The sequence below is a fragment of the Pseudomonas fluorescens genome (assembly GCF_902497785.1).
Taxonomy (GTDB): domain Bacteria; phylum Pseudomonadota; class Gammaproteobacteria; order Pseudomonadales; family Pseudomonadaceae; genus Aquipseudomonas; species Aquipseudomonas fluorescens_BO.
Genome location: NZ_CABVHK010000011.1, coordinates 92,962 through 116,811 on the forward strand (window position 1 = coordinate 92,962; position 23,850 = coordinate 116,811).

The 23,850-nt window shown below is 60.4% G+C and carries 19 protein-coding genes and 1 tRNA gene; 8 read left to right on the plus strand and 12 right to left on the minus strand.

Features of this window, described 5'->3' with window-relative positions; genetic code table 11:
* Positions 1–104: 104 nt before the first annotated feature.
* The 12 genes from F8N62_RS17605 to F8N62_RS17665 form a co-directional block, all read right to left on the minus strand.
* Entirely contained in the window at positions 105–1,160 is a 1,056-nt protein-coding gene (locus F8N62_RS17605) for a tetratricopeptide repeat protein (protein ID WP_150711863.1), read from the minus strand.
* 100 nt (positions 1,161–1,260) lie between these two features.
* On the minus strand, positions 1,261–3,216 hold the full coding sequence (locus F8N62_RS17610) for an acetoacetate--CoA ligase (protein ID WP_150711864.1): 1,956 nt from the start codon (positions 3,214–3,216) through the stop codon (positions 1,261–1,263).
* A gap of 129 nt (positions 3,217–3,345) precedes the next feature.
* Positions 3,346–4,119: a 3-hydroxybutyrate dehydrogenase gene (locus tag F8N62_RS17620; RefSeq protein ID WP_150711866.1), complete on the minus strand. Its 774-nt coding sequence runs from the start codon at positions 4,117–4,119 to the stop codon at positions 3,346–3,348.
* Positions 4,120–4,126: 7 nt separating this feature from the next.
* Positions 4,127–5,518 (minus strand): GntP family permease, encoded by a 1,392-nt coding sequence (locus F8N62_RS17625; RefSeq protein ID WP_150711867.1) that lies wholly within the window; start codon positions 5,516–5,518, stop codon positions 4,127–4,129.
* A gap of 286 nt (positions 5,519–5,804) precedes the next feature.
* On the minus strand, positions 5,805–7,220 hold the full coding sequence (locus F8N62_RS17630; protein WP_150711868.1) for a sigma-54 interaction domain-containing protein: 1,416 nt from the start codon (positions 7,218–7,220) through the stop codon (positions 5,805–5,807).
* A gap of 124 nt (positions 7,221–7,344) precedes the next feature.
* Positions 7,345–8,916 carry an ABC transporter ATP-binding protein gene (locus tag F8N62_RS17635; RefSeq protein ID WP_150711993.1) on the minus strand — a complete coding sequence of 524 codons (1,572 nt, stop codon included), beginning with the start codon at positions 8,914–8,916 and terminating at the stop codon, positions 7,345–7,347.
* 16 nt (positions 8,917–8,932) lie between these two features.
* Positions 8,933–9,955, minus strand: coding sequence for an ABC transporter permease (locus F8N62_RS17640; protein ID WP_150711869.1), 1,023 nt, complete (start codon positions 9,953–9,955; stop codon positions 8,933–8,935).
* Positions 9,955–11,016: a microcin C ABC transporter permease YejB gene (locus tag F8N62_RS17645; protein WP_017339138.1), complete on the minus strand. Its 1,062-nt coding sequence runs from the start codon at positions 11,014–11,016 to the stop codon at positions 9,955–9,957. Before F8N62_RS17645 ends, F8N62_RS17640 begins: the two co-directional genes overlap by 1 nt.
* Positions 11,016–12,884 (minus strand): extracellular solute-binding protein, encoded by a 1,869-nt coding sequence (locus tag F8N62_RS17650; protein WP_150711870.1) that lies wholly within the window; start codon positions 12,882–12,884, stop codon positions 11,016–11,018. The genes F8N62_RS17645 and F8N62_RS17650 overlap by 1 nt, the downstream gene beginning before the upstream one ends.
* A gap of 121 nt (positions 12,885–13,005) precedes the next feature.
* Complete coding sequence (locus F8N62_RS17655) at positions 13,006–13,287, minus strand: peptidylprolyl isomerase (RefSeq protein WP_150711871.1); 282 nt, start codon at positions 13,285–13,287, stop codon at positions 13,006–13,008.
* Between the two features lie 85 nt (positions 13,288–13,372).
* Positions 13,373–14,254, minus strand: a complete 882-nt coding sequence (locus tag F8N62_RS17660; RefSeq protein ID WP_150711872.1) for an esterase/lipase family protein — start codon at positions 14,252–14,254, stop codon at positions 13,373–13,375.
* Positions 14,255–14,480: 226 nt separating this feature from the next.
* On the minus strand, positions 14,481–15,554 hold the full coding sequence (locus tag F8N62_RS17665; protein ID WP_150711873.1) for a 3-deoxy-7-phosphoheptulonate synthase: 1,074 nt from the start codon (positions 15,552–15,554) through the stop codon (positions 14,481–14,483).
* A 617-nt stretch (positions 15,555–16,171) separates the two neighbouring features.
* On the opposite strand from F8N62_RS17665, the gene F8N62_RS17670 reads away from it, so the two are divergent.
* The 8 genes from F8N62_RS17670 (at position 16,172) to F8N62_RS17705 (ending at position 23,850) form a co-directional block, all read left to right on the plus strand.
* Positions 16,172–16,636: a GNAT family N-acetyltransferase gene (locus F8N62_RS17670; RefSeq protein ID WP_150711874.1), complete on the plus strand. Its 465-nt coding sequence runs from the start codon at positions 16,172–16,174 to the stop codon at positions 16,634–16,636.
* Between the two features lie 126 nt (positions 16,637–16,762).
* On the plus strand, positions 16,763–17,404 hold the full coding sequence (uvrY, locus tag F8N62_RS17675) for a UvrY/SirA/GacA family response regulator transcription factor (protein WP_008015884.1): 642 nt from the start codon (positions 16,763–16,765) through the stop codon (positions 17,402–17,404).
* A 2-nt stretch (positions 17,405–17,406) separates the two neighbouring features.
* A complete protein-coding gene (gene uvrC / locus F8N62_RS17680; protein WP_150711875.1) occupies positions 17,407–19,230 on the plus strand; it encodes an excinuclease ABC subunit UvrC in 1,824 nt (607 codons plus the stop codon).
* A gap of 32 nt (positions 19,231–19,262) precedes the next feature.
* The gene (gene pgsA, locus F8N62_RS17685) at positions 19,263–19,823 is read left to right on the plus strand and encodes a CDP-diacylglycerol--glycerol-3-phosphate 3-phosphatidyltransferase (protein WP_150711876.1); all 561 of its coding nucleotides are present in this window, start codon (positions 19,263–19,265) and stop codon (positions 19,821–19,823) included.
* Positions 19,824–19,886: 63 nt separating this feature from the next.
* Positions 19,887–19,962, plus strand: a tRNA-Gly gene (locus F8N62_RS17690).
* Between the two features lie 136 nt (positions 19,963–20,098).
* The gene (locus F8N62_RS17695) at positions 20,099–20,356 is read left to right on the plus strand and encodes a hypothetical protein (protein ID WP_150711877.1); all 258 of its coding nucleotides are present in this window, start codon (positions 20,099–20,101) and stop codon (positions 20,354–20,356) included.
* A gap of 148 nt (positions 20,357–20,504) precedes the next feature.
* Positions 20,505–22,298, plus strand: coding sequence for an alpha/beta fold hydrolase (locus F8N62_RS17700; protein WP_150711878.1), 1,794 nt, complete (start codon positions 20,505–20,507; stop codon positions 22,296–22,298).
* Between the two features lie 307 nt (positions 22,299–22,605).
* The gene (locus F8N62_RS17705) at positions 22,606–23,850 is read left to right on the plus strand and encodes a serine hydrolase domain-containing protein (protein WP_150711879.1); all 1,245 of its coding nucleotides are present in this window, start codon (positions 22,606–22,608) and stop codon (positions 23,848–23,850) included.

Sequence of the window (23,850 nt, forward strand, 5' to 3'; positions counted from 1 at the left end):
TGAACTGCCTGATCACTTGACCGTTGGCCGAGATAAGCGTTCCGCACTTTGTTGCTGAGAATGGTGTAAAGCAAAAAATCGCAGCCTGCGGACGCTGCGATTTTTCAAAGGCCTTGCTGCAACGCCGGGTCGTCGGGATTGAGTTGTTCGAGCTGCGCCAACAGGATCTGCACGTTCTGCAACTGTCCGCTTTCTTTCCAGTAGTTGATCAACAGCACCCGGGCCTTGCGGTCGGCGGGGTGGCGCTGGACGATTTCCTGCAGTTGTTTCTGCGCCGCTTCCAGCTCCTGTTCATCGTGCAAGGTGGTGGCCAGGTCGTAGCGATAATCCTTGTTGTCCGGGTCGAGCTCCACGGCTTTGGACAGGCCGAGCAGGGCGAACTCACTCTGGCCGTGATGCAGCAACCAGAGCCCGAGGGCATGTTGCAGGTAGGCGGAATCGGGCTGGGCCTTCAGCTGTTTGGCCAGCAGCAGCCGGGCCGCCTCGCCTTGCCCCAACTTGTCCAGCACTTCGATTTGCATCACCAGCGCGGGCAGGTTGTCCGGGGCCAGGCGCAAGGTATTATCCAGCGCCTGTTGCGCCGCTTTGAATTCGCCATTGTGCAAGTGCAGGCGGGCCAGCTGATATTGGTTGTCGGCGCTTTCCGGGGCCGCGCCGAGCAACTGTTCCCAAGCGTCCACAGCCTGTTGCAAGGGCCCGAAATACAACCCCAGATTGTCCGGCGACAGCCCCAGTAATGCGTTCACTGCGGCCAGCCGGACACTGTGTTCGCCGTCCTCGAGCAGCGGCCCCAGCAGCAGGCTGCGCTGACCACCGGGAACCAGCCCACTGATGCTTTTGATCGCGGCGATGCGCACGTCGGCGGACTCGTGTTGCAAGTCGGCAGTCGCCAGCTTCAGCGCCTGGGGGCTGGGGTAATTGGGCAGTTCGGCATGCAGCCAGACCCGGCGTTTGGGTGAAATGTCCGGGCGACCTAACTGCTGATAAAGCACTCGCGCGGCCCCCGGCTGACCTGCGCGCGCCTGGGTCAGCGCTTCGCTGTAGCCACGTTTGATCGCTTCGGGAATGACCGGGGTCGTGCTGCGCAGGTACAGCCAGGCAAGGCCGATGGCAAACAACACGCAGAGGCTGATGATCAGGTAGCGGCGGGACTGGGGCATGCAGTAATCCGGGAGCTGGCAAGCTTTGGCAAGGTTGCCAGCTTCGGTCAGGCAGGCCTGCGAGTCAAACCTGCCTTCGTTGAAAGCCCGAAGAGGCCCGTCAATCAAGGAGCTCCGGGCGGTCGCGGTACTGTTCCAGCGCTTCGGGATTGGCCAGTGCATCGGTATTTTTCACCGGTTGGCCATGCACCACGTTGCGCACCGCCAGTTCCACCACCTTGCCGCTGATGGTCCGTGGAATGTCGGTCACCGCGACGATCTTCGCCGGCACATGCCGAGGTGTGGTGTTGGCGCGGATGACGTCGCGAATGTGCTGTTGCAGGGCCTCGTCCAGCGCCACGCCATCGCTCAGGCGTACAAACAACACCACGCGCACGTCGTCCTGCCATTGCTGACCAATGGCGACGCTGTCGATGACCTGTGGGACTTTTTCCACCTGACGGTAGATCTCCGCCGTGCCGATGCGCACGCCGCCGGGGTTGAGGACCGCGTCCGAACGTCCGTGAATCATCATCCCGCCGTGAGCCAGTTGCTCGGCATAGTCACCCTGGGCCCAGACGCCGGGAAACTGGCTGAAGTAGGAGGCGTGCAGCTTTTCGCCGGTCGGGTCATTCCACAATCCGATCGGCATGGCCGGGAAGTGCCGGGTGCACACCAGCTCACCTTTTTCGCCAATGACCGCTGCACCGGCGTCGTTCCAGACTTCGACGGCCATGCCCAGGCTCTTGCCTTGTATTTCGCCGCGACGCACTGCTTGCAACGGATTGCCATTGACGAAGCACGACACGACGTCCGTGCCACCGGACATCGAGGCCAGGCACAGGTCATTTTTGACGTCGCGATAAACGTAATCGTAGCTTTGGGGCGATAACGCGGAGCCGGTACAGAGCAAGGTTTTCAGGCGCCCGAGATCGTGGCTCGAACGAGGTTTGACGCCATGGCTTTCCAGGGTCGAGAGGTACTTGGGGCTGGTGCCGAACACGCTGATGCGCTCGTCTTCGATCAGGTCGATCAAGCGCTCGGGGCCGGGGTGAAACGGCGAGCCGTCATATAGGACCACGGCGCTGTCCACCGCCAGGGCCGAGACCAGCCAGTTCCACATCATCCAGCCGCAGGTGGTGTAGTAAAACAAGCGATCGCCGGGGCCCAGATCGCAATGCAAGCCATGTTCTTTGACGTGCTGCAACAGCACGCCGCCGGTGCTGTGGATGATGCATTTGGGCACGCCGGTGGTGCCGCTGGAATAGAGGATGTACAGCGGATGGGCGAACGGCACGGCGACGAAATCCGGCGCGCCGCCCGGTTCGTAGAACTCATCCCACAGCGCCACAGCCGCCTGCGTGTGGAAGTCTGCGATGCGCGCTTGTGGTCGAGCGTAAGGCACGACGATCAGCTGTTGCAGCGACGGCAGGCGTGCAAGGATTTCGTTGACCTTGGCGCTTTGGTCGATGTCCTTGCCGGCGTAGCGGTAACCGGCGCAGGTGATCAGCACTTTCGGTTCGATCTGGCCAAAGCGGTCGATCACCCCTTGGGTGCCGAAGTCCGGCGACGAACAGGACCAGATGGCCCCGAGGCTGGTGGTGGCGAGCATGGCGACCAGGGTTTGCCAGGTATTGGGCATGCACGCGGCCACGCGGTCGCCGAGGCCGACGCCGCAGGCTTTCAAACTGTTCTGGAAACCGGCGACGTGCTCGGCCAGTTCAGCCCAGGTGAGCTGTTCGCGCTGGCCGTTTTCGGCGATGGCAATCACGGCGACGGCGTCATCACGGCGACGCAGCAGGTGCTCGGCGAAGTTCAGGGTGGCGCCGGGGAACCACTGGGCACTGGGCATGTGAGCGCCTTCGATCAGCACGGCATCGGGTTGCGTGTGGAAGCGGATGTCGAAGAAGTCGACGATCGCTTGCCAGAAGTCGATCCGTTGATCGATGGACCATTGGTGCAAATCGGCGTAGTCGGCGACATGCAGGTGGTGCCGTTGATTGATGAAGCGCCGGAAAGCGTCCATGCGCGAGTTGGCGATGCGCTTGGCGTCGGGTTGCCAGAGGATGTCGGACATTTTTTTGCCTCTTGTTCTATGTATACACAGGGCTCTTGTGGCGAGGGAGCTTGCTCCCGCTGGGTGGCGAAGCCGCCCCAAACACGACTGCTGCGCAGCCGAGCGGGAGCAAGCTCCCTCGCCACAGGTTTACTGCGCCAACCACCCACCATCAATATTCCATGCCGCGCCCCGCACCTGGCTGCCGGCTTCACTGCATAGAAACAGCACCAGCTCGCCCAACTGCGGCGGCGTGACGAACTCCAGCGACGGTTGCTTCTCGGCCAGCAAATCATGCTGCGCCTGCTGCGGTTCAATCCCGGTGGCGATGCGGTCATCGATCTGCTTTTGCACCAGCGGGGTCAACACCCAGCCCGGGCAAATCGCGTTGCAGGTGACGTTGGACTTGGCTGTTTCCAGTCCGACCACCTTCGTCAAACCGATCACCCCATGCTTGGCCGCAACGTACGCGGCCTTGCCCACCGAGCCCACCTGGCCATGCACCGAAGCGATGTTGATGATCCGTCCCCAACCTTTGGCGCGCATGCCGGGCAAGCTCAGTCGGGTGCTGTGGAACACTGACGACAGGTTGATCGCGATGATCGAATCCCAGCGCTCCACGGGGAAGTCTTCCACCGACGCCACATGCTGGATCCCGGCGTTGTTGACCAGAATATCCACGCCGCCAAACTCGCGCTCGGCGTACGCGATCATGTCGGCAATCTGCGCCGGGTCGCTGACATCGGCGGGGTGATGGCCGACCTTGCCACCGAACTGTGCAACCTCTGCAATCACCGCCGAAGCATCGCCGAAACCATTGAGGATCAAGTTGGCGCCAGCCTTGGCCAGGCTGAGGGCGATGCCCAGGCCGATGCCGCTGGTGGAGCCGGTGACCAATGCGGTCTTGCCCGAAAGAGAAGTCATGAATACCTCACACAATGCCAGTGGCGTAGAAGGTGCCGATCACCACAAAAACCGCCAGGGTCTTGATCAGCGTAATACAGAAAATGTCTTTGTAGGCTTCGCGGTGGGTCAGGCCCGTCACCGCCAGCAAGGTGATAACGGCGCCGTTGTTCGGCAGGGTGTCCATGCCGCCGCTGGCCATGGCGGCGACGCGGTGCAGCACTTCCAGCGGGATATTGGCCGCATGGGCCGCGGCGATGAAGTCGTTGGCCATGGCCGCCAGCGCGATGCTCATGCCGCCCGACGCCGAGCCGGTGATGCCGGCCAGCAGGGTCACGGTAATCGCTTCGTTGACCAGCGGGTCGGGAATGCTTTTGAGCCAGTCGGCCAGCACCAGAAAGCCCGGCAGGGACGCGATCACCGCACCAAACCCGTATTCCGACGCAGTGTTCATCGCCGCCAGCAGCGCGCCGCTGACCGCACTTTTGCTGCCTTCGGCCAGCTTGCTGCGAATCGCTTTGAAGCCGAATACCAGCACCATAATGATGCCCACCAGCAACGCTGCCTGAACCGCCCAGATCGCCGTGAGTTTGGCGATTTCGGTGGTCACCGGCGCGGTCATGCCCGGCAGTGCGAGGCTGTGGGTCTTGCCGTACCACTGCGGAATCCACTGGGTGAACAGCAGGTTCATGATGCCCACCGCCAGCAATGGCGAGAGGGCGATCCATGGGTTGGGCAGCTTGATGTCGGGCGCGGTTTCCGGCTCGTTGCGCAGGTCGGTGCCGTAACCCTCACCGGCGCGCTGGGCCTTGTTGCGCTGGCGCTGAAGGAACAGCATGCCGGCGCAGAACACGAAAATCGCGCCGATCACGCCCAGCCACGGCGCCGCCCATGCGGTGGTGTTGAAGAAGGTGCTGGGGATGATGTTCTGGATCTGCGGCGTGCCGGGCAGGGCGTCCATGGTGAACGAGAATGCGCCGAGGGCGATGGTCGCCGGGATCAGGCGCTTGGGGATGTTGCTCTGGCGGAACATTTCCGCGGCAAACGGATAGACCGCAAACACCACTACGAACAAGGAGACGCCGCCATAGGTCAGCAGCGCACAGACCAGCACGATCACCAGCATTGCCTGACGCGTGCCCAGCAGACCAATCGCCGCCGCAACGATGGAACGCGAGAAGCCTGACAATTCGATCAGCTTGCCGAACACCGCACCGAGCAGGAACACCGGGAAATACAGTTTGATGAAACCGACCATTTTCTCCATGAACACCCCGGTAAACGCGGGGGCGACGGCGGAAGGGTCGGTGAGCAGTACGGCGCCGAGCGCGGCAATCGGGGCGAAGAGGATAACGCTGTAGCCACGGTAGGCCGCAAGCATCAGCAGCGCGAGGGCTGCCAAGGCAATGATCACACTCATGGTGTGTCTCCTGGATTGTTATTTTTGTGGTGGATCTTTCGTGGGAGAGGGCGTTAGCGAGATTTGTGCCAAGAAGATAACGTATTGAAATATAAGGATATTTATTGTTTTTCGAAGTGTCGTTGAAATATTTATCTCTATCTTGAGACTTTATCTAGCAGGACCGGCCTCATCGCGGGCAAGCCCGCTCCCACAGGTTACTGAGTCAATCCGAAGAAACTAAGTCCCTGTGGGAGCGGGCTTGCCCGCGAAGAGGCCGTGTCTAGCTATAGAGATTCATGTCTCTTTATGGAGACTCTGCAATCCCCAACGCCACCATCTTTTTGTACAACGTCGACCGCCCCAGCCCCAGTTGCGCCGCTGCCTCAATGACTTTCCCCCCACATTGCGTCAGGGCAGCTTCAATCAATTGCCGGTCAAAGCGCTCTCGCGCCTCGCTGAACGTTTCATGCGCAACCGGCTCAATCACCCGCAACTGCGCACGCTCCACCGGCGTGAACGTGCCAATCGCCGCGCGAATGTCCTGTGCATTCAACAGCAGATCATCACTGAGCAATGCCGCGCGCTCCAGCACGTTGCGCAGTTCGCGGATATTGCCTGGCCAGGCGTGCTGCCCCAGCAATGACAGCGCTTCGCGGTTCAGTTCATGCTGGCTGCGCAGTTCTTCGAGGATGGCTTCGCTGAGTGCCGGCAAGTCATCGAGTCGATCCCGCAACGGCGGTACCTGGATCGGCAACACGTTGAGGCGGTAATACAGATCGGCGCGGAATTCGCCGCGTTTGATCGCCGCTTCAAGGTCGGTGGACGTTGCCGCGATCACCCGCACATCGCTCTGGATCACCTCATTGGAGCCGACCGGTTCGAATTCCTTTTCCTGCAATACCCGCAGCAGTTTGCTTTGCAACGGCAGCGGCATGTCGCCAATTTCATCGAGGAACAGCGTGCCGCCCTGGGCGATCTGCAGCTTGCCGGCGCGACCCTTGCGATCGGCGCCGGTAAATGCGCCGGGGGCAGTGCCGAAGAATTCGGCTTCCAGCAGCGCTTCGGGAATCGCCGCGCTGTTAATGCTGACGAAGGCTTTGTGCGCGCGTGGCGAGGCACCGTGAATCGCCTGCGCCAACAGCTCTTTGCCGGTACCGGTCTCACCCAGCAGCAACACCGGCGATTCAGCGCTGGCACTGCGCCGGGCGCGGCGCTTGACTTCCAGGCTGGCGGCGCTGGTGCCAATGAAGTGCGCGAAGTTGTACTTGGTCTGCCGCGCCCGCAGCAGCGAGCGGGTGGAAGCGAGTTCTTCCTGCATGCTCATGTAGCGCTTGAGCATCGGCGACAGGCTGCGCAATTCGTCGAACAGGGCAAACCCGATCGCGCCGATCACCACGCCGGCGTCGTCGTGAATCGGCAGGCGCATCACCACCAGCGGTTCTTTGGGGGTGTCTTGCATGTCGAGCAGAATCGGCCGACCGGTGCGCACCACTTCACGCAGCAGACTGCCGGGGATCACGCTTTCGCAGGGCTTGCCGATGGCTATTTCGGCCGACTCCAGACCGAAGCGGCGTGCGTAACGCTCGTTCATCCAGACGATGTTGGCGTCGCGATCGACAATCACCGTGCCTTCACTCGACTGCTCGATGATCTCGAACAAAGAGCGGATCGCCAACAGACGAACGCGCTGGTAATCCTTGAGGCTTTCGGTGGTGTTCATGTTGGCTGATCCTGAGTGTGTGTGGCTTGTGCTGGCCTCTTCGCGAGCAGGCTCGCTCCCACAGTTGATCGCGTTTCAATGTGGGAGCGAGCCTGCTCGCGAAAGGGGCGACTCGGTGTCGTGCCTACCGCGGATGCGCCGCCGCCAGCAGCTCTTTGGTATACGGATGCTGCGGCGAATCGAACACGTCGTGGCTGGCACCGCTTTCCACCACTTTGCCGTCCTTGATCACGATCATGTCGTGGGCGAGGGCGCGGACCACCGCCAGGTCGTGGCTGATAAACAGGTACGTCAGGCCATGCTTTTCCTGAAGCTGGCGGAGCAGGGCGACCACTTGTTTTTGCACCGTGCGATCCAGCGCCGAGGTCGGCTCGTCCAGCAGAATCAGCGCCGGCTTGAGCACCAGCGCCCGGGCAATGGCGATGCGCTGGCGTTGGCCGCCGGAGAATTCGTGGGGATAGCGATGGCGGCTTTGCGGGTCGAGGCCGACTTCCTGCAAGGCCCGAATCACCTCGGCCTTGCATTCGTCCGCCGTCAACTGGCTGTGCACTTCAAGCCCTTCGCTGATGATCTGCGCCACCGACATCCGCGGGCTCAGGCTGCCGAATGGGTCCTGGAACACCACCTGCATTTTCTTGCGCCACGGCCGCAGCTGCTTTTGTGTCAGGCCGTCCAGCGCTTCACCCTGAAAACGAATGCCGCCTTCGGAGTCGAGCAGACGCAGAATCGCCTGACCCAGTGTCGACTTGCCGGAACCGGACTCGCCGACAATCCCCAGGGTCTTGCCGCGCTGGACATTCAGGCTGATGCCGTCCACAGCGTTCAAGTACGTCTTGCGCTGAAACAGTCCGCCACTGAGAGGGAATCGCACGTGCAGATTGTCCACTTCTAGAACGTTCTCGCGCGCGTCCCGGGCCAACGCTTCGCCTTCCGGTTCGGCGTTCAGCAGGACGCAGCTGTAAGGGTGCTTCGGCTCGGTGAACAGCGTTTCACAGGGCGCCTGTTCGACGATTTCCCCGGCCTTCATCACGCACACGCGCTGGGCAATGCTGCGCACCAGATTGAGGTCGTGACTGATCAGCAGCAGCGACATGCCGAGCCGCTGTTGCAGTGATTTGAGCAGGATCAGGATCTTGCGCTGCACCGTGACGTCGAGCGCCGTAGTCGGTTCGTCGGCGATCAACAATTCCGGTTCGCAAGCCAGGGCCATCGCGATCATCACCCGCTGCCGCTGGCCGCCGGAGAGTTGATGGGGATAGGCCTTGAGCCGTTCCTTGGGTTTCTGGATACCCACCAGGTGCAGCAATTCGAGAATCCGTACCTGTGCCGGTTTACCGGTCATTCCCTTGTGCAGCAGCAAGGTTTCGCCGATCTGCTTTTCAATGCTGTGCAGCGGGTTGAGCGAGGTCATCGGCTCCTGGAAAATCATCGCGATGCGATTGCCGCGCAGCTCGCGCAACACCTTCGATGAAGCGCCGAGCAGTTCCTTGCCGCGGTAACGAATGCTGCCAGTGGATTGGGTGCCGGTCTCGGGCAGCAATTGCAGGATCGAGTGTGCGGTCACCGATTTGCCGGATCCCGACTCGCCGACCAGCGCCAGGCATTCGCCGGGGCGGATGTCCAGGCACAGATTGCGCACCACGGTCTGGCCATTGAAGGCCACGCAGAGGTCACGGATTTCGATCAGGTTGCTCATATCAACGTCCGCTTGATCAAGATCGAGGGTCAAAGGCATCTCGCAACGCCTCACCGATAAACACCAGCAAAGAAAGAATCAACGCCAGCGTGAAAAACGCGGTCAGGCCCAGCCATGGTGCTTGCAGGTTCTGCTTGCCCTGACCGATCAACTCGCCCAGCGAAGCACTGCCGGCCGGCATGCCGAAACCGAGAAAATCCAGCGCGGTCAGCGTCGATATCGCCCCGGTCAAAATGAACGGCAGGTAACTCAGGGTCGCGTTCATCGCGTTGGGCAGGATGTGCCGCACGATCACCTTGCGGTCAGTCAGGCCCAGCGCACGCGCGGCTTTGACGTATTCCAGGTTGCGCCCGCGCAGGAACTCGGCGCGCACCACGTCCACCAGCGCCAGCCAGGAAAACAACGCCATGATCCCCAGCAACCACCAGAAATTCGGCTCGACGAACCCCGACAGAATGATCAACAAATACAACACCGGCAAACCCGACCAGACCTCCAGCAAGCGCTGACCGATCAGGTCCACCCAGCCACCGTAATAGCCTTGCAGCGCGCCGGCGGCGATGCCGATCAGCGCGCTGACAACGGTCAGCATCAGCGCAAACAGAATCGACACCCGCGCGCCGAAAATCACCCGGGCCAACACATCGCGCGCCTGATCGTCGGTGCCCAGCCAATTGACGCTCGACGGCGGGCTCGGCGCCGGTTTGTTCAGCTCGTAATTGGGCGTGTCGTCGCTGAACGGGATCGGCGGGAATAGCATCCAGCCGCCGTCCTTGTTGATCAGCTTCTGCACATAGTCACTGCGATAGTCGGCCTGGAACGGCAGTTGTCCGCCGAACTCCTGTTCGGTGTGGCGCTTGAAGGCCGGGAAGTACAACGAGCCCTGATAGCTGACCACCAGCGGTTTGTCGTTGGCGATCAGTTCGCCGCCTAGGGTCAGCAGAAACAGGCCGATAAACAACCACAGCGACCACCAGCCGCGACGGTTTTTCTTGAAGCGCTCGAAACGTCGACGCGCCAACGGCGAGAGCTTGAACATCAGGCGTTCCTCGCGGCGAAGTCGATACGCGGATCGACCAGGGTGTAGCAGAGGTCGCCGACCAGTTTTATCAGGAGGCCGAACAGCGTGAAGATGAACAGCGAGCCGAACACCACCGGATAGTCCCGCGACACTGCCGCTTCGTAACTCATGCGGCCGAGGCCGTCGAGGGAGAAGATCACTTCGATCAGCAGCGAACCGGCAAAAAATACGCTGATGAACGCCTGGGGAATGCCCGACACCACCAACAGCATCGCGTTGCGGAACACGTGGCCGTAGAGCACGCGGCGTTCGCTCATGCCTTTGGCGCGGGCGGTGACCACGTACTGGCGAGTGATTTCGTTGAGGAAGGAGTTCTTGGTGAGGATGGTCAACGTGGCGAAACCTCCGATCACCAGCGCCGTTACCGGCAATACCAGGTGCCAGAAGTAGTCGGCGATCTTGCCCACGGTGGACAGCGATTCAAAGTTGTCCGAGACCAGGCCGCGCACGGGGAACCAGTTCAGCGAGGTGCCGCCGGCGAACACCACGATCAGGAACATCGCGAACAGGAACGCCGGCATCGCGTAACCGATGATGATCGCGGTGCTGCTCCAGATGTCGAAATGGCTGCCATGGTGCACGGCTTTGCGGATGCCCAGCGGGATCGACACCAGATAAGTAATGAGCGTCGCCCACAGACCGAGGGAAATGGTCACCGGCATTTTTTCCAGGATCAGGTCGGTGACCGTGGCGCCGCGGAAAAAGCTTTTGCCGAAGTCCAGTTGCGCATAGCTCTTGAGCATCAGCCACAGGCGTTCCGGGGCCGGTTTGTCGAAGCCGTACTGTTTTTCGATTTCCTTGATCAGCTGCGGGTCGAGGCCGCGACTGGCGCGCGAACTGCCGCTCATGACCTCACTCGAACCACCGCCGACACTGGCGCCGCCGATGCCTTGCAGATGCGCAATCGCCTGTTCCACCGGGCCACCCGGTGCGGCCTGAACGATGACGAAGTTGACCAGAAGAATGATCACCAGCGTCGGAATGATCAGCAGCAAGCGCCGCAGTATATAAGCCCACATCAGTGCGGCCCTCCGGGTCTGCCGCGCTTGATCAGTTCGGCAGTCATCTGTTGGTTGGTCAGCGGCGTGGTGCTTACTTCCCACCAACTCTCGATGGCTTCGTCATTGGCGGCCTGCACACTCGGAATGCCAAAGCGGTTCCACCACACGGTCGAGCTGCCCGGCGGGTAATAATTAGGAATCCAGTAGTAGTTCCATTGCAGCACCCGGTCCAGCGCATGGGCGTAGCGCAACATGTCGGCCTGGGTGGTGGCGCGGACCAGGCCGTTGACCAGCGTATCCACCGCCGGGTTTTTCAGCACCATGTAATTGTTCGAGCCCGGATCGTTGGCCGCCGCAGAGCCGAAATAGTTAGTCAGCTCGTTGCCCGGCGACGTGGTGACCGGGTAGCCGGTGACGATCATGTCGTAATCCCGGGACATCAGGCGGTTGACGTACTGGGACGAATCGATGCGGCGGATGTTCAGGTCGATGCCGATCTGTTTCAGCGTACGTTTGTACGGCAGCAGCAAACGGTCCATGCCGTTCTGGCTGACCAGGAAGGTAAAACTCAACGGCTTGCCTTCGGCGTTCACCAGTTGGTCGCCATCGGGTTTGAAACCGGCCTGCTCAAGCAGATCCAGCGCCTGCAGTTGTTTGTCGCGGATCACGCCGCTGCCGTCGGTCTTCGGTGCTTCGAAGACTTGAGTGAACACTTCATCGGGGATCTGCCCGCGCAAGGGTTCCAGAATGGCCAGCTCGGCGGCATCGGGCAGGCTGCGCGCGGCGAGGTCGGTGTTGGAGAAGAAGCTCTGCTGGCGAATATACAGATTGCGCATCATCTGCCGATTGCTCCATTCGAAATCCCAGAGCATCACCAGCGCCTGACGGACGCTGCGGTCCTGGAACAGCGGATTTTGCAGGTTGAACACGAAGCCTTGCGCCGATTGCGGGGCGTTTTGCGCCAGATGCGCCTTTTGCAGGCGGCCGTCGCTGAGGGCCGGGCTGTCGTAGCCGATGGAGTAGCCGGTGGCGGAGAATTCGCGGTTGTAGTCGTAGGCGCCGCCGCGCAGCACCTGACGCGCGACGTCGGTATCACCAAAGTACTCGATACTGAAGTGATCGAAATTGTACAGGCCGCGGCTGACCGGCAAATCCTTGCCCCACCAGTCAGGGTTGCGCTCGAAGGTGATGCTGCGTCCTGAGTCGACCTTACTCACCTTGTACGGGCCACTGCCCAGTGGCGGTTCGTAACCACCGCCGCCGGCGAAGTCGCGGGTTTTCCACCAGTGCTCGGGGAAGACCGGCAAGGTCGCGATATCGAGGGGCAGGGTGCGGTTTTCGCTGCTTTTGAAGTCGAACCGAACCGTCAGCGGCGATTCCACTTCGACACCTTTGATGTCGGCGAACTGGGTGCGATAGCGCAGGCTGCCTTGGGTCATCAGCAGGTCGAAGGTGTAGCGCACGTCTTGCGCGGTGATCGGTTGTCCATCGGCAAAACGGGCTTTGGGGTTCAGGTAGAAACGCAGCGACAAACCGTCATCCGAGCGCTCCATCTTCTGTGCGACCAGACCGTACACGGTGTAGGGCTCATCCTGGGAACGCTGAGCCAGCGGCGAATAAATCAAACCGTCGATCTGCGTCACGCCGATGCCTTTGTCTATATAAGGCAGGACATGATCGAAGTGACCGATTTCGATGGCCGAACGACGCATCGTCCCGCCCTTGGGGGCTTGCGGATTGGTGTAGGCAAAATGACTGAAGCCGGCAGGGTATTTCGCCGGTTCACCGTAGACGGTCAACGCATGTTGGGGAGCGGCATTCACACCGGCGGCGCCCAACAGCAGGGCCACGGCAGTGAACAGCAAAGTAGGGAAAGCCAGTCGCATTGTCAGCCTTAGAGCCGGGTGGTCGATAAGCGCAATTTGTACGCTAGCGGCGCGTCCCTCGCCACTGAAACACAACGGCCCACCAAAAAGGCGGGCCGTTGCGCGGTAACTGTCGAATCAATCAGTCCTGACGACTGGTCACTTCCAGCAGGTGGTAACCGAACTGGGTCTTGACCGGGCCTTGCACCACGTTCAGCGGTGCGCTGAAGACCACGGTGTCGAACTCCTTGACCATCTGGCCTGGACCGAACGAGCCCAGATCACCGCCCTGACGGCTGGACGGGCAGGTGGAGTTGGCTTTGGCGATTTCGGCGAAATCGGCGCCGCCTTCGATCTGGGTTTTCAGTTCGTTGCACTTGTCTTCGCTGGCGACCAGGATGTGACGGGCAGTGGCTTTAGGCATGGGTAAATACTCCTTTCAATGTTCAGTAAAGTGCTGAGCCTACCGGATTCAGTGGTCCATTTCTTCTCAAAGTTCCTTCGGCTACTTACAGGCCAGCCTTTCGCAGGCGTTCGGCATGTTGCACATAGAGATCAAGCGGGTCGATGCCATGGCGCACCCGACCGGCCGTCTGGTTGATGCTGTCCAGATGATCCAGCGGGTAGTCGGAACGGATCACCTTGCCCAGATGGGAACTGAAGCGCCCGACCATCCCGTCGTTCTGGTCCGCTTCGATCGTGAAGTAGCGGGAAAACGCGCGGGAAAATCCGTTCAATGGGTCCAGCGCGTTGAGCCCTTCATCAAGAATGCTCCCCTGCAAGGTGCCGCTCCAGGAATAGTAGCGGACCCCGTCGACCAGTTCGCGACCCTTGCCACCCCAGGTTTTTGGCAGCCCTTGCGGGTACTTTTGATTAAACGCGCTGACCCCTTCAGTGGTCAGCGCATTCAGCGCGGCAACCGCATTTTGCGGCAGCTGAGGGTTGCCACTGAGCAACGACAGGAAATCGGCGAACAAGGTCACCACCGCTTCGGCAGCGCGTTCCGGAAGGTGTCCCGGCGTCAATGCCTTGCGCAGGAAATCGGCCAGTTCGGAGCCGTGGTTCGGGCCGCTGACCGACGTCACCGATGCCACAACCTGCGGTGCGATTGCAGCGGCAAAACGTGCGGCCAGTGCCCCTTGGCTATGGCCGATCAGGTTGACTTTGTCTGCGCCAGTGCCTTCCAGCACGCGATCAATCTGTGCGAGAAGCTGTTCACCGCGCGCTTCATTGGTATGGGTTGCCGACAGGTGCGGGATGAACACTCGGGCGCCGGAGCTCCTGAGGGCTTGTTTGACGTCGCGGAAGAGTTCGATTGGGCCGATTCGATCGAATCCGAACAGCCCGTGGACCAGCAGGATGGGATAGAGAGTGCTTGCATTCCGTTGCATGTTCATACCTTTTCGCGGGAGTTCATGAGTGAGCCTGGGCCTCACTCTAAAGCACTCCGATGTGCGGGCGATGTATGAAAAAGACGCTGTGATTTGGGGAAAACGGAATAGAGAAAGTACGAATATTCGAATCTGTAGGCGGTCCTTTTCGGAATGTCCAGACATCCTTTAATCGGAGGTAGCGCAGAGTCCTGCAATGGCCTACCTCCGGAATGTCATTTGCCTTTCAGCCCTGTGCCGCTCGCAACCGCTGCGCCGCCTGCCGCAACAACGCTTGCGTCCCGGCCCACCCCAGGCAACCGTCCGTCACCGATACGCCATACTGCAGCGAAGGGCTCAACGGCTGGCAACCTTCGAACAAATGGCTCTCGATCATCATCCCGATCAACGTTCGATCACCTTGCAAACGTTGTTCGAGCACATCGTTGAACACGGCGGGTTGACGCAGCGGGTCTTTGCCGCTGTTGGCGTGGCTGCAATCGACCATGATCCGTGCCGGGATCTTCAGTTTGCCCAGATCACCGTTCACTCGGGCGACACTGTCGCGGTCGTAGTTCGGGCCGCGATGGCCGCCGCGAAGGACCAGATGAGTGTCGGCATTGCCCGGGGTCTGGATGATGGCGGGGTGACCCTGGCTGTCGACGCCGAAGTGCCGGTGGGGGTGGGCGGCGGAGCGCATGGCGTCGCAGGCCACTCCGACGCCGCCATCGGTGCCATTCTTGAAGCCGACCGGCATGGCCAGGCCGCTGGCCATTTCCCGGTGGATCTGCGATTCGGTGGTGCGCGCGCCGATGGCCACCCAGCTGAGCAGGTCGTCGAAGTAGCCGGCGGCCATCGGTTGCAGCAGTTCAGTGGCAATCGGCAAGCCGAGCAGGAGCATTTCGCGCATCAGTTCGCGGGACAGGCTCAGACCACTGGCCATGTCATCGCTGCCATCCAGATGTGGATCGTACGCCAGGCCTTTCCAGCCAACGGTGGTCCGCGGTTTTTCGACGTAGGCGCGCATCACCAGGAGCATTTCGTGACTGACTTCGGCGGCGAGGCGGGCGAGGTGGCTGGCGTATTCGAGGGCGGATCGGGGGTCGTGGATCGAGCAAGGTCCGACGATCACCAGCAAACGGGTGTCTTCACCGTTGAGGATCGCGCGAACCGCGTCGCGATGGGAGGCGACCTGGCGGGTCAGGGCATTGCTGAGGGGCAGTTGCTGTTTGAGTTGCAATGAGCTTGGCAGGCGCAGGGTCAGCGCTTCATTGGCAGGGCTCAGGGTGGACAACGGCAGAGCAGAGACGGACGAGTTCATGGTCAGGCTTCCTGGGCAGGCGGCGGGTTCGTTCCCGCGCGCTCGGCCCTATTGGGGTGTTCGACAATTGGCCGGATTGGCTGCGTGTGTGTGCTTGCCACCTGTAGGTGACCGATCGGAGGCGGCAGGCTGTCCCGAGCGGAAGCTGGTAAATCGCCATGCGGTAAAGAGGTCGTAACGGTAATAAGTGGCGTCGTTCATGGTGTAAATCCTCAAATTGTCAGGTGTTGCCGAAAAGTGGCGGGGCTGAAAAAACAAAACCCCCGGTCGGGAAGCCGACCGGGGGTTGAGAATTCTCTGGTGGCGACCCGTTTAAAGTGGGCGCCGTGTGGGTATCAGGCGCGCCAGTGGCTAAACCAATACCCAAAATAAAAGCTGACCGGAGCGCAAACGACATTCGCCCGGACAGCCGCAACCGAGCGCGGGGCGCTGGCGGTACGAAGCTGTGAGAGGGCGTTGAACATGGTCTGTCTCCGATGGATGCGCCGAGCTTACTAGAGGCCGGTACGCGGATTCAATCAGAAATTTCTATCAATCGACGGTGCAATTTTCTATCGCTTGAGCGCGTCGGCGGTTGTGACACACTTCAGGCTTATCTCGACGCCCCAAGACCCACCATGACGACAGCACCCATCGCCGCCCCCTATGAGTTACGTCCTGCGACGGCGCCGGACCTGGCCTTTGCCCGCGAACTGACCTGCCACACCATGCTCCGCTACTACATTCAGCACGATCTGCTGTGGCAGGACGAGGCGTTCGATGTCGCCTGGGCGGGTCGCCAGAACTGGTTGATTGTGTGTAATGGTGTGCGAACGGGTTATGTGAGCCTCAGCCGGGACGCGAGGGCCTTGTACATCCGTGAGTTGCACGTGCTCGAAAGCTGTCAGGGGCAGGGTGCCGGATCCTGGGCGATCGATCAGGTATTCGCGATGGCGTGCCAGGAACGGCGCCCGGCCTTGCGCCTGACGGTTTTCGACAACAATCCGGCGAAAGCGTTATACGAGCGCAAGGGCCTGAAGGTGGTTGGCAGCGATGAGTGTTTCCTGAGAATGCAGCGCGATGTCGAGATCGCAAGTCTCTGAAACGCGCATAAGACAAGCCTTTCAAGATGTATTGATACTTTTTATATGACGCTTGCCGCTAGGTCTGCCAGTTGCTTTTTGCTAAGGTGTCGGCAACTCAATAAGACCATATCGCGAGGTGTCTGCTTGATTAGGGTGCTAGTAGTCGATGACCATGATCTCGTTCGTACAGGCATTACACGAATGCTGGCTGACATCGATGGCCTGCAAGTGGTCGGTCAGGCCGAGTCGGGCGAAGAATCCCTGCTCAAGGCGCGTGAGTTGAAACCCGATGTGGTGCTGATGGACGTCAAGATGCCTGGCATCGGTGGCCTTGAGGCCACGCGCAAACTGTTGCGCAGCCATCCGGACATCAAGGTGGTCGCGGTCACCGTGTGCGAAGAAGATCCGTTTCCTACACGGTTGTTGCAAGCCGGTGCCGCCGGTTACCTGACCAAGGGCGCCGGGCTGCCGGAAATGGTCCAGGCCATCCGCCTGGTGTTTGCCGGGCAGCGCTATATCAGCCCGCAGATCGCCCAGCAACTGGCGATCAAATCCTTCCAGCCGACCAACGACTCACCGTTCGACGCCTTGTCGGAGCGGGAAATCCAGATCGCCCTGATGATTGTCGGCTGCCAGAAGGTGCAGATCATTTCCGACAAACTCTGCCTGTCGCCCAAAACCGTGAACACCTACCGTTACCGAATTTTCGAAAAGCTTTCGATCAGCAGCGATGTCGAGTTGACGCTGTTGGCAGTTCGTCACGGCATGGTGGATGCCAGCCTCTGAAAATGACTGACACCTTCGATCCAAGTGCTTTCCTGTCGACGGTCAGTGGACGCCCCGGCGTCTACCGCATGTTCGACAGCGAGGCGCGCCTGCTCTATGTCGGCAAGGCCAAGAACCTCAAGAATCGCCTGTCGAGTTACTTCCGCAAGTCCGGACTCGCGCCGAAGACCGCTGCGCTGGTGGCGCGGATTGCCCAGGTCGAAACGACAATCACGGCCAACGAGACCGAGGCGCTGCTGCTTGAGCAGACGCTGATCAAGGAATGGCGCCCGCCGTACAACATCCTGCTGCGCGACGACAAATCCTATCCGTACGTATTCCTGTCCGATGGCCAGTTTCCACGCCTGAGCATTCATCGCGGGGCGAAAAAAGCCAAGGGCAAGTATTTCGGCCCTTACCCCAGCGCCGGTGCGATTCGCGAAAGCCTGAGCCTGCTGCAAAAGACCTTTTTCGTTCGCCAGTGCGAAGACAGTTACTACAGGAACCGTACGCGGCCGTGCCTGCAATATCAGATCAAGCGCTGCAAGGCACCTTGCGTCGGTCTGGTGGAGCCCGAGGTGTATGCCGAAGATGTGCGGCACTCGGTGATGTTCCTCGAAGGACGCAGCAATGCGCTGACCGACGAGTTATCCGCCGCCATGGAAGAGGCGGCGATCAACCTCGAATTCGAGCGCGCCGCCGAATTGCGCGACCAGATTTCATTGCTGCGCCGGGTCCAGGATCAACAGAGCATGGAAGGCGGGACTGGCGATGTCGACGTAATTGCGGCATTCGTCAACCCGGGCGGTGCGTGCGTTCACTTGATCAGCGTGCGCGGTGGCCGGGTGCTGGGCAGCAAGAACTTCTTCCCGCAGGTGGGTATTGAAGAAGACGTTTCCGAGGTCATGGCGGCGTTTCTGGGTCAGTATTTCATCAGCAGCCCTGAACGCGACTTGCCCAGCGAGTTGATCGTCAACGTGGTTCACGAAGACTTCCCGACGCTGATTGCGGCCATTGACGAGCTGCGCGGTCGCGAACTGTCCATCAGCCACCGGGTTCGCGGCACGCGGGCACGCTGGCAGCAATTGGCGGTGACCAATGCCGAGCAGGCCCTGAGTGCGCGCCTGGCCAACCGCCAACACGTCGCTGCCCGTTTCGAAGCACTGGCCGATGTGCTGAAACTGGACGAGCCGCCGCAGCGGCTGGAGTGCTACGACATCAGCCACTCCAGCGGCGAGGCGACCGTCGCGTCTTGCGTCGTCTTCGGCCCCGAAGGTCCGATCAAGTCCGATTACCGTCGTTACAACATTGAAGGCGTGACGCCGGGCGATGACTACGCCGCGATGCACCAGGCCCTGACCCGACGCTTCAGCAAACTGAAGGACGGGGAGGGCAAGCTGCCGGACATTCTGCTGGTGGACGGCGGCAAGGGGCAGTTGTCCATGGCCCGTGACGTGCTCAATGAGCTGGCGGTACCCGACCTGATTTTGCTGGGCGTGGCCAAAGGCGCGACACGCAAGGCCGGTTTCGAAACCCTGTACCTCAACGATGCCGCCCATGAATTCACCTTGCGCGGCGATTCTCCGGCGTTGCATCTCATCCAGCAAATTCGCGACGAAGCTCACCGTTTCGCGATTACCGGTCACCGCGCCCGCCGCGGCAAAACCCGCCGCACGTCTACGCTTGAGGGGGTTGCCGGCGTCGGACCGACCCGTCGGCGTGATTTGTTGAAACATTTTGGTGGATTGCAGGAGCTGTCTCGTGCCAGCATCGAAGAGATCGCCAAAGCACCCGGGATCAGTAAAAAGCTCGCAGAGTTGATTTATGCAAATCTGCACAGCGAGTAGAATGCCACCTCACCTCGTAGCCAGTTGTGCCGATGAATATCCCTAATCTGATTACCGTTCTACGCGTCCTGCTCATACCGATCTTTATTTTACTGTTTTACCTGCCTTACCAATGGAGCTACCTGGCGTCCGCCTCGGTCTTCGCCTTTGCCGCCGCCACAGACTGGCTGGACGGTTATCTGGCGCGGCGTCTGGAGCAAAGCACGCCGTTCGGTGCTTTCCTCGACCCGGTGGCCGACAAGCTGATGGTCGCCGTGGCGCTGGTGTTACTGGTGCAGGAACACGGCAACCTGTGGCTCACGCTGCCGGCCGCCGTGATCATCGGCCGCGAAATTGTCGTCTCGGCGCTGCGCGAGTGGATGGCCGAGCTTGGCGCACGTGCTCATGTCGCGGTATCGAACCTCGGCAAATGGAAAACCGCTGCGCAAATGCTGGCATTGGTGATCCTTCTGGCCAATCCTTCAGCCTTCACGTTCTGGGTTTTGCTGGGTTACGCCTTGCTGCTGATCTCGGCAGGCTTGACGTTGTGGTCCATGGTCCAGTACCTGCGGGCAGCCTGGCCGCATCTGAAGACTGAAGTTGAAAAGAAATAAAACATTTTTGAATCAAAGGGTTGACGAGGCATCTGGATTCTATAGAATGCGCCTCACCAAGACGCGGGAATAGCTCAGTTGGTAGAGCACGACCTTGCCAAGGTCGGGGTCGCGAGTTCGAGTCTCGTTTCCCGCTCCAGATATAGCGCTATAGAGTTCAACTGAATTCTGTAAGCGATTGAAAACAGGGCCTTCGGGTCCTTTTTTCGTTCCGGCGAATTCTGTCGAAAACCGGAACCCGCACATCTCTTCTCAATCGAGCCTGGTTCAATCAATTGTTCCGCTATGCCATGGCTGAACAAGGGTTGATGACCAATCCCTCGGCAGATCTCGACATCGTCGCGATTCCTAAACCTCCAGTGACAAATAATCCCTATCAGTTAATGGAGGAAATCCCTTTCTTTCTTCAAAAATTGCGTGGGTATGGCGGGGCGCACTGCAACGATTTTGGGTTTGCGCTTGCTGTTTCTCACGGGTGTCCTCCTTTACGGACAGCACCAGGCCATAAGCAGCTGCTCGAAACTGCCAGCTGAAACGTATAGGCCACCCGTTCAGTTCATCGCCCCACGATTTGCTTGTCATGAAATGAAAATTCGCTGTCGTGCGATGCGAGATGGCCGACGCCGTTGCTGCCTAGAGTCGGTGCAAAACAACACAGCGCCGGAAAACACGAGAGCCGCCATGAGCAGATCGACCCGCACGAGCGATACCGCCACCCACACCCAGCGTCCCCCGGCGACCGGCAGAAAGCGTCGCCCTCGCAAGGATGCCGATCTCCCGGACAGCAACCAGCAAAAAGAGCTGATTGGTACGGCAGCCAACCAGACCATCGCAGGCAATCCGCTCGTCAGCGTGCGCGCGGCGGACCTGGCCAGCTCGGCCGGTTACCTGCTCAAGGCCATGGGCAAATCGCCGCTCAAAGCGGGCGCTCATCTGGGGGGCTACCTGAAGGAGTTGCGGGACATCGTCGGCGGCAAATCCAGCATCGCGCCGAACCCGAAGGACAAGCGCTTCACCGATCCGGCCTGGCAATCCAATGCCTTCCTGCGCGCACTACTACAGAGCTACCTGGCCGGCCAAAGTGAGATGACCCGCTTCATCGAATCCACCGACCTTGCCCCACTGGAAAAGAGCCGGGCCCGGTTTGTTGCAGCGCTCCTGGCCGATGCTATGGCGCCAAGCAACTCGCCGCTGACCAATCCGGCGGCGCTGCGCAAGCTGGTGGACACCGGGGGCATGAGCCTGGCCAGGGGCATTCGCCAATTCGGCGAGGATATGCTGACCAACCGTGGGCTGCCGAGACAGGTCGACAGCACGCCGTTCAAGGTTGGGGAAAACATCGCCACGGCCAAAGGTGAAGTGGTGTTTCGCAACGAGATGTTCGAACTGCTGCAGTTCGCTCCCAATACCGAACAGGTCTATGCCCGGCCCTTGGTGATGTCGCCGCCGCAAATCAACAAGTATTACGCCATCGACCTGTCGCCAGAGAAAAGCTTGATCAAGTGGATCCAGGACAGCGGCGTCACCCTCTTCGTCATCAGTTGGCGCAATCCCACCAGCGAGCACCGCGACTGGGGGTTGTCCGAATACACGCTGTGCCTCGACCAAGCTGTGGACGTGGCGCGCAGGATCACCGGTAGCCAGGATGTGAACATGTGGGGCTCTTGTTCGGGCGGCATCACCCTGGCGGCCTATCTGGGCTGGCTGGCGGCTCGCGGCGAAGGCCACAAGGTAGCCAACACCAGTTGGGCCGTGTGCGTGCTCGACATGGCCTCGGCACTGGACGACACCACCTTGGGGCTGTTCGCCACCCCGTCTGCCCTGCGCGCGGCCAAGGCCAGTTCCCGGCGCAAAGGCGTGCTGAGTGGCCAGGGTATGGCCCGCATGTTCGCCTGGATGCGGCCCAACGACCTGATCTGGAACTACTGGGTCAACAATTACCTGCTGGGCAACAAGCCGCCAGCCTTCGACATTCTGGCCTGGAACAATGACACCACGCGGCTACCCGCCCAACTGCACTCGGACTACCTCGACCTGGTCCAGCAGAACCCCTACAGCAACCCGGGCTCTCTGGAAATTGCCGGCGAGTCGATCGACATGACCCAGGTCAAGGTGGGTGCCTATGTGGTTGGCGGTACCACCGACCACATCACACCTTGGCAGGGCTGCTACGGCACCGCGCGGTTGTTTGGCGAGGACACAACATACGTATTGTCCAACGCTGGCCACCTACAGAGCCTGGTGAACCCGCCGGGCAACCCCAGGTCGTTCTACTACGCGGCGCCTGCCGCCGCCGAGACCCCGCAAGCCTGGCTGCAGGACGCCGGGGAGCGCCAGCAAGGCAGCTGGTGGCCGCATTGGCGGGAATGGATCGGGCAGCGCTCGGGTGACAGCGTGCCGCCGCCGAAGAAGCTCGGCTCGCGCAAGTACCCGCCCCTGTGCCCCGCACCTGGTACCTATGTCATGGAGCGTTGAGGCTGCCATCTTTTCCTCGAGCTGACCCCACGCCACCCGTGGGTTTCAGCGCTTTGCACAGGTGAGGATCGACCGGCGCCGACCACGCATCACCTCTTCCTACTGTTTTCATATCTAAGCCATGACTCGTGTTTGTCTGTAGGTGGGTAGTCGGTTCGTCAGGTTGTACGCACTTCTATTGATCCTTGATAAGACGCAAACAGCATCGTCCCTCAGCTCGCGGGGCGCAATTCCAATGAGTAGGCTATGGTTCAAGCGGCGCGTGTCCTAACGCCCGTGAATGGTAAAAACAAAAAAAGGATAGGTTATGCACTCATCCGCTATTTCTCGTCCGGCAGCGCCTGGTCGGTCGCTGCTTCTGTCGCTGGGTCTGCTCGCTACGGGTATCACCTCGGGCGCGTGGGCTGACGATTATCCCCACGCCCAGGAACCGATTGGCACCGTGGAGCAGATCTATGACGGCGCCATGCTCCCTGATCTGGCGGTCAGTACCTACCGCAACATCGACCGGCTGTTCCCGACCCACAGGATCAAAGCCGGCGATCACCCGTATGCGCTGCCGAAATCGGAAAAACAGTTGTCCAACGTTCGCTTCACTGTCGGGGACAAAAAGTACGACCTGTATGACTTCGTCGCACTGGACAGCATTACGGCGATGCTCGTGCTCAAGGACGGCAAGATCGTGTTCGAGACCTACCAGCGTGGCAACACCGAGAAAACCCGCTGGATGTCGATGTCGATAGCCAAGTCCATCACCTCGACGCTGGCGGCTGCGGCGATCAAAGACGGCCTTATCAAGGGCCTCGATGCGCAAGTGGTGGATTACGTTCCCGAGCTCAAGGGCAGCTCCTATGAAGGCGTGACGGTGCGCGACGTGCTGATGATGTCTTCGGGGGTGAAGTGGAACGAGACCTACACCGATCCGGCGTCTGATCGTCGCGCGCTACTCAAGGCGCAGATATCGCAGAAACCGCGGTCGGCCATGGCGTTGATGGCAAGTTTGCCGCGAGCGGCTGAGCCCGGCACGGCCAACAATTACAGCACTGGCGAAACGCAGGTACTCGGCGAGATCGTTCGTGGCGCTGTGAAGATGCCACTGGCCGATTATTTATCACAGAAGATCTGGCAGCCGTTCGGTATGGAGAGTGATGCCCGGTGGTGGCTCGATTCGCCTGACGGCGTGGAAATCGGTGGCAGCGGTATCAGCGCCACGTTGCGCGATTATGGACGCTTTGGGCTGTTTTTCATGAACGGCGGCAAGATCAATGGCGCGTCGATTCTGCCCGAGGGCTGGGTCAAGGAGGCGACGCTGCCGACCACCCTCAAAGGCGGCAAGTCCCTGGACTACGGCTACATGTGGTGGACGGCATGGACCGAGCCGTCGGTGAAAGACGGCGCTTATTCGGCGGTCGGTATCCAGGGCCAGAATATCTACGTCAACCCCGCCAATAACGTGGTGATTGTCACCTTCGGTGCTCAGCCCAAGCCGGTTGATAAAGAGCCGATCGACCCGATGGTATTCTTCGATGCCGTGGTAGCTGAGTTGAAGTAA